Below are 13,630 nucleotides of genomic sequence, written 5' to 3'. Positions count from 1 at the left end.
GTATGCCATAAAGTGTACATATCATCTGTAAATACAATCAGCTACAGGGATAGTTGCACGAAACACAATTCATTCAACAAAGCCGTTCTAAGCTACTGTTCAGATAGAGTATGTATTAAAGTTTGTATTATCAGCGTATTACATATTAAAATCATTGGTATTATTATTAAATTTTAGAGGATTATTATTGAGATATCTTGGCACTGGATAAAATACATTGTTTTAGATAAAATATAAAACTGGATATTATAAATCTTTTAGGCAACCATAAAGAAGTTGAAGGCTAAGCATCTCAAAAAATGCCTTTTACTCAATAAAAATATCGAGGTGTATTTCATGAATAAAAGTCAGCATATCAAAATAAGTAAATTTTTGAGTTACATATTACGTCACAAACCTGAAGCAATTGAATTAAGATTAGACTCAGAGGGTTGGGCAGATATATCTACACTCATCCATCTTTCTAACGAAAAAGGCCAAAAACTTGATCTAGCCATGCTCCATAATGTTGTCGATCTTAGTCCTAAAAAACGCTTTTCCATATCCCAAGACGGAATGCGTATTCGAGCATCGCAAGGACACTCTTTAAAGCAAGTGGATATAAAATTTGAAGAAAAAATACCTCCTGAAATCTTATACCATGGGACTGCGCATTACTTTTTAGAATCAATCCTTGAGCAAGGACTTAATGCAAAGGAGCGGCAGTATGTTCATCTTTCTATCGATAAAGAGATGGCAATTCAGGTTGGAATGCGTCACGGAACACCTGTCGTACTAAAAATCAATGCCCTAAAGCTCTATCATCAGGGCGTTAAATTCTATCAAGCAGATAATGATATTTGGTTAACTAAATTTATTTCTCCAGCGCAGATCATTCAGGATGAATAGTAAATTCAGAGCTCAAACTCACATTTTCAGCAAATATTTCTAAAGAAATATTTTCGGAAAGAAAAATAATCTTATAGTGTTTTATGTGCCTTACTCCACCAAAATGCCTACTCCATGCAATTGCAACCTCAGAGTCAGGATATTCGATCAAGGTTCCAGTTAATGGAGTCTTGGCATCGCTCGAATAATCTATATCGAGTCTGGACAATCCAGGGAACGAGGTGTGATGAAAATCACACACTTTATCAAATCGTAACTCCCTATAGTTAGGACCCTGATCCTCATTTGCTGCATCATATTCAATCTTAACGATAAATTCTAAGCCTCTGGACTCAATAGACACTGAATTTTCACCATATGATGGTAACCAATCATAAGGATCTAAGATAGAGACTGCAATTCCTGATTTCATCATTTTCTCCCACGTGGTATATCTGTGCTTCCTGTTTCCGGAAGTTTATTCCTAATTAATTGATCAGTGGCAAGATCATTATAAGTTTTGCCATCCATTCCAGGTACTTTCACATTTGTTTGATTGGTTCCGTACCATTCAGCCTTCGGTACTCCAGCACGATCTAAAGCTACGGATGTTCTGGTATTAAGAATTAATCTTGTGCCATTCATCTCTACATAATCTACAGATAATTGACTCGGTTTGATAGAGCCATTTCGAACCGCATTGGCTAAATCATCTACCGTATTGATGGGTTGACCTGCCATTTTGCTATATCTATCCGCCCCTTCGGGACTAAATGTTTCATTAGCTCTAATTTTTGATTGGGCAAAGTTAGCATTTGCGACGGAACCTCTCTCAGATATAGGTCCTTTCCCAACGGTATCAGTAACAGGTTTCACCGTCTGCCCTGGCTTAGGTGAAATACTTACACCATCTGCCAGCGATCCATATATTGCAGCCGCCATTCCATCTGCAGTTGTTTTTTGAAGATGCGCTGACAGCCACCCGCACTTGCCGTTACAGTTGTCGATAATATCAGCGTACCACTTTGCCGAATCTTCATAGGCTCGACCCGCCAGATTGTCCTGGACACGTAGCGCGGTATAAGCTTTTTCATCCAGTTCAATCAAGGTGCGCATCTGCACCACACAAGCGGTGTCTCCTGCATCCCAACATGTCTTCAGCTTAAGAATATTTTCCGCTGACTCCTTAGCCATATCCTTACGAACCCCCTGCTCACAAGAGGGTTCACCGTTGCAGTTATTGAAACGCTCAGTGTAGAGTTGGGGACTTCCCTTACTCAAAAAGTTATTCTCAACACTATTCTTCCCGGCACTGGCTCCAGTCGCCGCACCAGCCGTATTTCCCCCAGCAATCCCGCCAGCTATGCCCGCTGAAACAGACGCCAGCGTACTCACGGTTTGCTTCTGTTCTTCCGTCAGCTTCGACGGGTCAGTATCGGGATAGAACTGTTTGGCAATCGCTGTCGCAATCAGTTCGCCGGATGCGGCCCCCACAGCGCCCGCTGCGGCACTGTTGCCCTGAAGGGCTGCGGTTACGCCGCCGAGGATGGCATGGGCAATCGCTTTTGCCGCCGTATCGTCATCAATGCCTGCATGATGACCGATGATGTTTGCCAGCTCCGGTGCTGACGCGCCCGCCAGCGCCCCTCCGATATTGCCGCCCGCCAGTCCCTGCAGCGCTGCCGTAGCCGCCTGGATGCCACGCTGCATGGCGCTGCCGGTTCCGTACGTCACCATTACTTCTTTGTATGCCTGGGTATCACGCAGTTTCGCAAGATAGTTCTGGCGCTCTTTTTCTGTCGCGTTTGCGGGGAGTGTTGCGCCGGTTTCTTTCTGGGCCGCCTTCAGCCCGTTCAGGTCACCCTGCGTCCTGGCAATATCCGCCACCTGGCTACCAATGTCGCTGATCATCCCAACTGCGTTCAGACGGTTCTGCTCTTTCTCCTTGTCGAAGATCGGGCTGATACTGTCGTTAGCATGTTCGGTATCGCGGCTCAAATCGGCCACGTCCTGCTTCTGGTTTGCCTTGTCGCGGATAGTGAGGGAGCCCTCTGCCACGGCGGCCTGCGTGGTGCCTTCCTTATGGCCTTTATTACCCGCAGCGGAGATCATGCCGCCCGGCAGGTTACCCTGGAATTTATCCCCGAAGCTGCCGCCGCCGCTGAGGCTGATACCGGAGTGCGAGGTTTTAAAGTCCGCTTCGTTGTGGATATCGCTGAAGCCCAGCGTCCCGGTATCGAGGCTGTTTTTGTCCGGCGTGGCGGTAGAGGCGATAACCGCTCCATCAAGCTGGGTATGATGCCCCACGGTGATATCGAAGCCGCCGTCCCCGGCATACAGCCCGGTTTGTTCGGCCACCGAATCAAAGCGGCTCTTCATCTTGTCCTGGCTGGCGTTGATATAGCCTGAACCGGACATAGTGCCGAAGGTGAAGCTGCCACCCGCTGCAACGCTGGTCTGCTTGCTGTCGTAGTCGCTGTTGTTCTGCTGGCTGCGCATCAGCAGGTCATGACCAACATCTGCCACGATTTTATTGCCGTTAACCTGAGCGCCATCAAGCACGGTGTCGTGCCCGCTTTTAAGGGTGACGTTTTTGCCGCTGTCGATCGTGGTTTCGGTCCAGTCGGTACCGTTGCCTTTATCCTTGCCATGCGCGGCGTTGACGTTGGCAAACACGCTGATACCCGCGCCGTTGCCGCCGGCACCGATGCTCACGCCGATCCCGCCACCACTGCTGCTGTTCTTGCCGCTGGTTTTTTGGGTATTCGCCGCGCCGGACAGCAGAATGTCGTTCTGTGCATCCAGCGTGGTGTCGCCCCCGGCTTTCAACTGGCTGCCCGCAATCACGATGTCGCCGCTGTTTGCACCTTTGTTTTTGCCGTTCGCGGTGATGGCAAGATTGTTGCCTGCGTTCAGCGTGCTGCCTGCCACCGCATCACTCTCAGCATGCTGCTGTGATTTTGACTTCTGGGTCGTCAGCGAGAGGCTCACACCCATTGCGTTCGGGTCGCCGGTGGTTGCCGCCATATCCGCAGCCTGCCCGGCCTGCACGCCGGACAGCACCGTTTTGGTGGCCTGAAGGGCTTTCAGACGGCCATCACTTTGCTCTTTGGTCTCCTGCGCCGCGCTCACGGCATTGTTAATAGCGCTACCGACGGTGCCGGAGAGCGCCACGGTGAGCCCGCTTTTCTTCTGCTCGAAGGTTTCATCCCGGGTGCGCTTGTCGTGCCCCGGCTCGATGATGACGCTGTCGCCGCTGAGGCTTAAATCCTTCCCGGCGATAAGATCCGCGCCGCCGATGTGGACCTGGTTTCCGGCAGAAATCGCGACGTTACCGCCCGTCGAGCCCACCGTACTGAAGCTCTGGCTCTGGGTGGTGCCCTTCTCACGGAGATCGTGCGTGCTTTTGCTGCTGCCGATGGTGAAACCAATCCCGCCCGAGCCCATCAGGCCGGATTTTTTCTCTTCTTTAAAGCGCCAGGAGGTATCGCTGTTCGTCGCTGCCACAATATCGACGTTGTTGCCCGCCTTAAGCTTCACGTCGCCGTCGCCCGCCACGGCGGAACCGTTCACCAGCAGGTTATTGCCTGCCACCACCTGCACGTTATCGCCGCTCAGCAAAGAGCCGGATTCACGCGTCGCGCTGTTCTCCTCGATGGTGTGGGTGGTTTTCTTGCTCAGGAACCCTTTTTTGGTTTTGGTCTGCTCTTTGTAGTGATAATCGCTTTCGGTTGCTGTATTGAGACTGACGTCGCGGCCTGCCGCTACGCCGATATCGCCCTTCGCCGTCACCTGCGCGGCTTCGGTGGTGACATCGCGTCCGGCGAGGATCTGGGTATTCGCCCCGCTGGCGATCTCGGTTCCCTGCTGGCGTACCGATTCGTTAATAACGGTTTTCTTGCCTGACCTATAGCTGTCGCCCTGCGTGGTCTCTTCCGCAGCCAGATTCACGTCGCGACCCGCCTGCAGCCCGACGCTTTTCTCCGCCGCCAGCGCGGCGGCCTGAGCGTTGATATCCTGTCCGGCCTTCAGGACCAGGTTATCGCCTGCGGAAATCGTGGTGCGGTCGAGCCCGGTGCTGTGGGATTCGCTTTTCCCTTTACGGCTGCTTTCGCTGGTCTGTGCCGCGTTCAGATTGAGATCGTTGCCCGCGCTCAGCCCCGCGCTGCCGCCCGCCTTCAGGTCGCTGGCGGTCACGTCAAGGTTGTGCCCGGCGTTCACCAGCAGGTTGCCGCCCGCGGTGACGTTACTGCCCTGATACGTGACGGACGAACGGCTGGTTTTCGCCCGGCTGGAGCTGAATGCGTCGTTGATCTGATTCGCGTTGACGGCAATATCGCCCCACGCGTTCAGCAGCATATCGCCGCCGGAGGCCAGGTTCGCCCCGGTAACGGTGATGTTTTTCCCCGCCTCAAGCGACAGGCCATCCTGCGCGGTAATAGACGCCGTGTTGCCCAGCAGGGTGTCTTTCAGACCGATCTTGCCGTACTTCCCTCCGGCGTTGATATCAATCTGCTCAACCTGGGTCAGGTTGTTGATGCTGCCGTCCAGGCTCTCCAGCGCGACCGTTTTGCCGCTGATGGTTGAGCTGATGTTATTGATATCGCCGATGGCGCTCAGGTTCAGGTCGCCGCCCGCTTTCATCAGGCCGTTGTTGAGGTTGCTGATGCTGTTCTGGCTGTCGAGCGTCAGGCTGTTTTTCGCCAGCAGCGAGCTGCCGCTGTTGGTGATGTCGCCGCCCTTCAGGGTGACGTTGTTACCCGCGATTACGCTGCCGTTATTGACGGTGACGTCCTTCGGCGACAGGTAGAGTTTCGGTACCATCACGGTTTCGCCGTTGACGGTGGCTTTCTCCCACCACAGCAGGCTGTGGTCGAGCGCGGCAATCTGATCGGCGGTCAGCGACACGCCAAACTGCAGGCCCAGCGACTGCTGCGCCGCTGCGGCGTTGTCCATCAGATAGCGCATCTGATCCAGATCGGAGCCGATGCCGTTCAGGTAGCGGTTACCGGTCTGGTTGAGCACCACGTTGGAGACATAGCGGGTGTCGAACGCCGCATCGCCGAGGAAGCGGTAGTCGTAATCCGGGTTCAGGTTGAGGCGGCCGAGCATGTAGGACGAGCCGAGGAACTGCTTCTCGTCGGTAAACGCCAGCCGCGTCTCCTGCGGCGCCGTGGACGACGGTTTGACCCCGAGCATTGCGTTCAGGTCGGCAAACAGGGCGGGATCAAGCTGTCCGAGACCGTTCAGTTTCGGGTTGATGCCGATCAGGTACGGGCTTTTCGGGTTATCGGAGAAGACGAAATAGCCGTTGTTGCCCGACGGCAGCGGGTAAGCGCTGGTATCAACGCGCTGGCCCTGATAATGCCCGACGGCTCCGCCCTGAGCGGTTCTGAGATCGGCGGTGGTGACCCCAGCGTTCGCCAGCGCGCCCAGCTGGCCGAGGTTGGCGTTGCCTTTCTGCGTGGTGCCAATGTTGCTGAGAGGCGTGCCGGACGCGCCGCCGTTTTCCAGCGCGCCGCCGCCGTTAAGCTGCTGCAGCGCACCCTGGAGCTGATCGTTCCACTGCGGCGAGTTCACCGCCACGGTGCCGGTAGCGTTCAGCCCCTGTTTTTGCACGCCGCTGCCGACGCTCTGGTTGCTGAGGGTGTTCAGCGACGGCGTGGAGATGACGTTGCTGACGCCGCCCGCGTTCGCGGTGGTATTGGTGTTGCTGATGTTACTGGTAAAGTTTGCGGTGACGTTACCGCCCGCCTGGATGACGGAACGATATATTGTTCCTCCAGATCCTTCGTCCCGATCATCACCCTGTGCAACATAGTGAATGGGGGTCTTCTTATAAACATCTGCGTCGACCGACGCGGAGGGATTTGCTTTACGATTATATTGCTCACGGTCGGCAACATATGTCCTGTAACGCGTCACCGTACCATCAGTCCATGACTGATTTTGCAGAGTCGTACCAGAAAGGAACATATCTTTCGCGGCAAGCAGTGTACTGGCATTATTTTCCAGTTGCCCCGCCTGAATGACCATCCCCTGGGCTGAACTAATCCGTCCCGCTCCACCATTTGCGGACACAGTTTGTGTCGTTCGTAAAATCGCAATCTCTTTCGCCGGACTGTTTTTCATCGGCATCGGAGTAGCTATATCCCTGCATGTAGGACCAGCTCCATGCCCAGGACTGCCACCGCCGCTGCAGGATTCCATGACGATATAGCCATAATCGGTTCCCGCGATCAGCTCAGAAAGAGGGATATCCGCATAGCCGTCCTTCAACCACTTGACCTGCTCCATCAGGTTTTCGGTTTTGCTGTTAAGCACCACCAGACCATCCCTTTGGTTCAGCAAATGCCCCGTTCTGATCGTAATATCACCATTCTGCGTCTCAATATTCCCCGACGTGTTCACCACCTGGCTGTTCGCATTCCCCGCCGCATCCCGCTGCATCCACAGGTTGTTCCCCGCCATGATGTCGCCGCGCTGGTTGGTGATGCTGTCGGCAAACAGCGCCAGGTTATTCGCCGCATACAGCAGCGCGGTGTTGACGATGGCGCCCGGCGCGCTCAGGGTCAGCGAGCCGCGCGTGCCGGTGAAGCCGTCCACGGTAATATTGCTCCGGCTGGCCACGGTGATGTCACCTCCGCCCTGCACCGAGCCCGCGGCGTTCAGCGCCACGCTGCTGCCGGAGAGCGTGCTCGCGCCGCCGCCGGTGGTGATTTGTCCGTTGTTGCTGAGCTGCCCGCCCGCGTTCAGGTTGACCGCCTGCCCCTGCAGCACGCTGCGGTTATCGATGTCGCCGCCGCTGTTGATGGTCAGGGTTCTTCCTGCCGCCACGGCGGTCCGGCTGGTAAACGCGTTCGTCAGCTGCAGCGTTAAGTCCCCCAGGGACACCAGCTGGCCGGTCAGGTCCAGCCCCCGGCTCTGCAGCCACAGGTTGCCGCCGCTCAGCAGCTTACCGCCCGCGCTCTGGGTTACCTGGTCGGCATTAATGTTCAGCTGCGCGTTGCCGAGCAGTGTGCCGCTGTTGTTCAGCTGGCCGTAGTTAACCGTCAGCTGTCCCGCCTGGGTGGTGCCCTGGCTGGCGAAGCTGGTGCCGGTCAGGGTGGCGCGATCGGCCACCCACGTGCCGCCGTTGAAGGCATTTGCCGCATTGAGTATCAGGTCGGTGGCCTGCAGCCAGCCGGTGCCGGTGAACTGCGGCGTGCCGAGCGTCAGGCGCGCGCCGGAGAGGAATCTGCCGTCGTTACGCGCCTGGGAGGAGGCTGTCACCCGCGTCTCGCCGCCGCCCTGGATCAGGCCGTAGTTAAACAGCGCGGGCGTGGTCAGCGTCAGCGCATCGCGGCTGACGATTTCGCCTCCGCTGTTGTTGGTCAGCGTCCCGCTGAGGGCCAGCGTCGCGCCGTTATCGCCCTGCAGACGTCCGCCGTTGGTGAGCGCCCCGGTGGTGATGCCGAGCGTGCCCCCCTGCATTTTGCCGTCGCTGGTGACGGAGGCCGCCGTGACGTTCAGCGCCCCGCCGGACAGCAGGGTGCCGCCAGACTGCTGGCTGACCGCGCCGGTCTGGCTGAGGGTCAGGCCATTCACGCCGCTGATGGCGCCGCTGTTGCTGAGCGTGCCGCCTGTCAGCGTCAGGTTTTTCGCCGCCCACTGGCCCTGGTTCGCCAGCGTCACGGCCTGCAGCGTCGCCGCACCCAGCGCGGTGATCCTGCTGCCTGCGGTTCCGGTGAGCGTATCGGCCAGCGTCATCTGCAGCGCACCGGCGCTCTGCACCGCGCCGCTGTTGGTGAGCGACCGGGCGTTAAGCAGGATGTTCTGTGCCTGCCAGCTGCCGGCGTTGGTCACCGCGCCGGACGCAATCGTCAGCGCGCCCTGGGTGAGAAGCTTGCCGTCTGCGCCGTTAATCAGCTCCTGCTGCGGCGCGGCCATCGCCATGCGCGCCATCAGCCGCTGCTGCCCCTGAACGGTCAGGCTCTGCAGACCGGTTAAGATGCCCTGGTTGTTAATGCTGTTCTGATGCAGCGCGAGGGAGTTCCCCTGCACGGTGCCGCTGTTTTTAAGCGTGCTGCCGCCGAGCGTCACATCTCCCTCGCTGAGGAGCTGCCCGCGGTTATCCAGCGTCTGTGCGGTGATATCCGTCCTGCCCTGGCTCATCAGCGAGCCGGTTGAGGTCAGCGTGCCGCCGGTCGTGGCCGTCAGCGTTCCCTGGCTGAGCAGAGACCCGCCGTGCGTCCAGTCGCTGGCGCGGATGCCTGCGCCGTTCCCCTGCAGCGTGCCCTGCGTGGTCAGCTGGCCTGCATCCAGCGTCAGCATGCCGCCGGAGAGGGTGCGCGAGGTCGCGCCCGTGGTCAGCGTGGTGCCGGTGAGCGCCAGGCCGTTCGTTCCCTGCATCAGCCCGCCGTTGTTCATATCGCGGGCAGTGAGGGACAGCGTACCGCCCGTGATGCGCCCCGGGTTCGCCAGGGTGTCCGCGGTGAAGGCGGTCGCGCCGCCGCTCTGCAGCAGCCCGGTATTCGTTAACGCCCCGCTGAGCGTGCCGCTGAGTCCCGTCTGCCCGTTCACCGTGCCGCTGTTGGTGAGGGCGGTGCCGGTCATACCCAGCGTGGCGCCCTGCAGCGTACCGGCGTTGGTCAGCTGTCCGCCCGTCAGCGTGAAGCCGCCGCCGGAGAGCCATTTACCGTTCAGCTCGTTGATAAAGCGGTCGGCGGTGGCGTTAACCGCGTTGCTGCCCTGCATCAGGCCGCTGTTGCGCAGCTCAGTACCGCCTGCGGTCAGCGTTTTGCCCGCCACCGTGCCGCTGCTGGTCAGCGTCGTCGCGTTAAGCGTGGCATCTTCGGTGGCCACGATGTTCCCGGTACTGGTCAGGGCATTGCTCAGGCCCAAATCCAGGCTCTGCGCCTGAATATCGCCCCGGTTCGTCAGGTCGCTGCCCCGCAGGGTGAACCCGCCGTTCACCAGCAGCAGACCGGCGTTATCGAGCGTGTCGAGGGATACGTCCAGAGAACTGCCGCTCACCAGCTGCCCGGTGGCGCCGTTGCTCAGCGCGCGGGTGGTCAGCGCCAGCGTGTCGTTGCCCTGAAGAATGCCGGTGTTGTTCAGCTGCGCGGCCTTCACCGTGAGCGCTTTCCCGGCCAGCTGGCCGTCGTTGAACAGCTGCGCCGCCGTCAGCGTGAACAGGTTCTGGCTGAGCAGGGCGCCCGTGTTATCCAGCCTGCCGGTCGTGGAAAGCGTCATGGCGTCCAGCGTCTGAATGCTGCCCTGGTTATTCAGGCTCCCGGCCTCAAGCGTCGCGCTGCGCCCCTGAAGGCTGCCCGCGTTGCTGAGGGTTTGTCCGCTCAGGGTCAGGGTATCGCCGCCCGTCACCTGCCCCTGAGCGTGGTTCGTGAAGGTGTTCCCGGACCAGGCCAGCGTGCTGCTCCCCTGAAGCAGACCGCTGTTCTGCAGGTCGCCCCGCAGGGTCAGCACTTTTGCCAGCAGCTGGCCCCGGTTATCGGTCCTGCCGGCCTGGACGTCCGCCGCCTGCTGGCTGAGCACCTTGCCGCTGCTGGTCAGCGTGCCGGTCACCGCCGCCGTCACGCCAGCTTCCCCCAGCGCATTACCGGTGTTGTTCCACTCGCCGGTGGCCAGGTTCAGGGTATTGCCCTGCAGCAGCCCGGCGTTGTTCAGGGTGGTGTGGTGCAGGTCGAGCGCGCCGCCGGAGAGCAGCATGCCCGCCTGCTGGTTGCTGAGCTGTGCCCCGGTCGCCGTCAGGGAATGTGTCCCCTGCAGCGTGCCGCCGTTGGTCAACGACGCGCTGTTAAACTGCGCGTCGGTACCGGCCATCAGTCCGCTGTTCGTCAGGCTGGCGGTGGTCAGCGTCAGGCCGTCCCGGGCAATTACCCGCCCGCCGGCATCGTTGCTGGCCTGTCGGGTCAGGTTCAGCAGCAGCGCGGTGGCGCTGAGCTCGCCGCTATTGGCCAGCGTGTCGCCGTTAAGCGTCAGCGTTCCGCTGCTGCGCAGCGCGCCACGGTTAGTGAGGTCTGTCACGCCGAGCGTCAGCGCCGAGTCCCCCTCAACGGTGCCCTGGTTTTGCAGGCTGTCCGCCGTGATGTGCAGGTCGCTGGCCGCAATATTGCCCGCGTTAGCAAACGCAGTGCCGTTCAGGGTGAGCCGGTCGTCCGCCAGCAGGCGTCCGGTATCGGCGTTGGTCAGGCTGAGGTAGTCGCTGCTCAGGCTGACGCCGTTGATTTCGCCCTGGTTTGTCAGCGTGTCGCCTTTCATGCGCAGCGTGCCGTCGGTGGTGATAAGCCCGCTGTTAGCCAGCACCGGAACGTTCAGCGTTAAATCCTGCGTGCTGTAGACCGACCCGCCCGCGAGGTTCGTGAGTGACCCGGTCTTCAGGCCGAGCAGGGTGGTCCCCTGCAGCAGTCCACTGTTCTCCACCGAGGCAGCGTCCAGCGCCAGCGTACCGGCAACCAGCGTACCGCTGCTGGTGATGCGCCCGGGGGCCGTCAGGGTCATGCGGTCCGCTTTTGCGACGCCGGACTGGAGGATGTTCTGTCCGCTGAGCGCGATGGCGCTGGCGGTAAGCTCTCCGCCGCTGGTCAGGTCGCCGGTCGCGTTAAAACTCAGCGTGTCACCGGTGGATTTCCCGGCGTGCGCAATCGTGCCCGCCGTCACCGACAGGGCCCCCTTCGCCGCCTGCGTGCCGTTCAGCGCGGCATTCTGCGCCTGCAGAGAGAGCCCCTGCCCGCTCTGCAGATGCGCATCCTGGCCGGTGGTCAGGTCGCCGGTGCTGACGGTTAATGCCCCCGCCGCGTCCGTCTGCCCGTTCAGGCTGGCGCTGCGGGTCGCGGTAATCTGAACATTGCCCTGGCTGGTGGTGCGGGACGCCTCACCGCTGGTCAGGGTGCCGGCCTGCGCCGTCAGCGCCGTCGCGCCGGACAGGGTGCCGTTCTGTTCAAGCGCGTCTGCCGTCACGCTCATCGCCCCGTCAGCCAGCAGGCTGCCGCTGTTACGCAGGGTCTGCTGCGCCGTGACGTTTGCATTGCCCTTCGCGCTCAGCGTGCCCCGCTGCTCCAGGTTACCGGCGCTTAGCGCCAGGTTACCGGCGCTCTGCAGGGTACCGCTGTTAGTGACCGTCTGCCCCTTCAGGGTGACGTCGTTACCCTGCACCGTGCCGCCGTTTGTCAGCTCTCCTGCATTCACGTCAAGGTGGCCTTTCGCTGCCAGCTGGCCGCTGTTGGACACCCTGTTGCCGGAGAGGGCAATGTCGCGCCCCGCATTCACCTGCCCCTGATTACTGACGGCGCTGCCCGTCAGGCGGACATCGCCCGTGGCATCGGCCCGGCTCTGGCCGTCCATCACCAGCTGTCCGCCGCTCAGGGCCAGACTCTCCCCTGCCGAGACCGCACTGCCCGTGGATGACAGCGTGCCGCCGCTGCTGAGGGTCGCGCGGGTATCGCTACCGCTGCGGGTATTCGTCAGCGTGATATCCTTCCCGGCCGCCACGCTGAGCGCGCCCTTGCTGGTGACGCTGCCGCCGCGCTGCGTCAGGCTGCCGCCGGTGGACAGCGTGGTGTCGGCCTGACCCGTCAGCGTCGCATCCGAAAGCACCATTCCCTGACTGCTCGTGACGGTCAGCGCCCCGCCCTGTGCCGACACGCCGCCGCCGTTGACGGTCAGGGTATCTTTACTGTCCAGCGTCGCCGCGCCGCGGGAGACCAGGGAGGTATTGCTGAGCGTCATCCCCTGCCCGCTGCTCACCGCAAGCGCGCCCGCGCTGTTCGTCCCGCCGCCCGTCGTCTGCACTTTCCCCGCAGCGGAAAGGCGCATATCGCCCTGGCTGGCGAGCGTGCTGTTATTGAGTTCCACATCCTGCGAGCTGGTCACATTCAGCGCGCCCCCGGCCTGATGGCTGCCGTTGAGGACCACTCCCGCGCCATTCGCGGTAATCGAGCCGCTGGCCAGGCTGTTCGTGACCGTCAGTTTCCCGCCCGCGTCCAGCTGAATATCGCCCTGGCGCGCGGTGAGGTTGCCGAGGTTCACCCCCACGCCCGTCTCGCTGGAGACCAGGCGGATGCGGTTGGCATACATCCCGCCGAGCGCGCCGGTATCCACGGCCACCACGGGCGCGGCGCCCTCACCGGCAATCGGCCTGACGCTGCCGTCTGCGCCCACGCGGTTCGCCCCTGCCGTTACCGTCAGGTCGTTCGCATGTATCGCGGCGTTCACTTCCGTCGCGCGCGCAATGATCGACAGCGCGTCGCTCTTGCTGGCATCCAGCCCCTGGCCTTCAACCGTGATGGCACCTTTCGTCACCTCCAGCGCCTGCAGGTTACCGCTGGCGTCGAACTGCGGTTTCCCCGTGGTCAGGGTGACGTTCGGGGTGTTGATAAATCCGCACCCGTTACAGGTAATGCCGTACGGGTTGGCCACCATGACGTTTGCTGCTTTACCGGCAACTTCCGTGTAGCCCTGTAACTGCGAGCGGCTGGCGCCCGTGACTTCGTTGATAATGCCTTTCGCTTCCCGCCCGGCCTGCAGGTTGGGGTTGTTCTGGATAAGCCCGCCCAGCTGGGTCCGGGTTAAACGGTCCGTGCCGTTATTGAGGATAAGCCCCTCTTTGCCGACGTTATACTCACCGAACTGGTTATGCGAGATACCCGCCCCGTTGGGCGTGGCGATGTTGACGACCGGCACCCCGTTCCCCGCCCGATCGACCGAAGTCTGCCCGGTCGGCGTCAGCGCCGCCGCGACGGCAGGAGCCATCGGCTGCCAGACC

At 60.0% G+C, this 13,630-nt stretch carries 3 protein-coding genes and 1 pseudogene; 1 reads left to right on the top strand and 3 read right to left on the bottom strand.

The features are described 5' to 3' along the window. Nucleotides 1–336 precede the first annotated feature (336 nt). Entirely contained in the window at nt 337–888 is a 552-nt protein-coding gene (locus OTG14_RS16080; protein ID WP_061716240.1) for an RNA 2'-phosphotransferase, read from the top strand. On the opposite strand, the gene OTG14_RS16075 is transcribed toward OTG14_RS16080, so the two are convergent. From OTG14_RS16075 to OTG14_RS23750, 3 genes and pseudogenes are all read right to left on the bottom strand, one after another. Further along, the gene (locus OTG14_RS16075) at nt 872–1,303 is read right to left on the bottom strand and encodes a hypothetical protein (protein WP_155725216.1); all 432 of its coding nucleotides are present in this window, start codon (nt 1,301–1,303) and stop codon (nt 872–874) included. The genes OTG14_RS16080 and OTG14_RS16075 overlap by 17 nt on opposite strands. Continuing rightward, complete coding sequence (locus OTG14_RS16070) at nt 1,300–11,832, bottom strand: hemagglutinin repeat-containing protein (protein WP_425340244.1); 10,533 nt, start codon at nt 11,830–11,832, stop codon at nt 1,300–1,302. The genes OTG14_RS16075 and OTG14_RS16070 overlap by 4 nt, the downstream gene beginning before the upstream one ends. 1,056 nt (nt 11,833–12,888) lie before the next feature. Beyond that, nucleotides 12,889–13,617, bottom strand: a pseudogene (locus tag OTG14_RS23750) (filamentous hemagglutinin N-terminal domain-containing protein); the annotation flags it as partial. Nucleotides 13,618–13,630: the final 13 nt, after the last annotated feature.

The sequence above is a fragment of the Enterobacter pseudoroggenkampii genome, from assembly GCF_026420145.1.
GTDB lineage: Bacteria > Pseudomonadota > Gammaproteobacteria > Enterobacterales > Enterobacteriaceae > Enterobacter > Enterobacter pseudoroggenkampii.
This window is presented reverse-complemented; position numbering and strand designations above follow the sequence as displayed.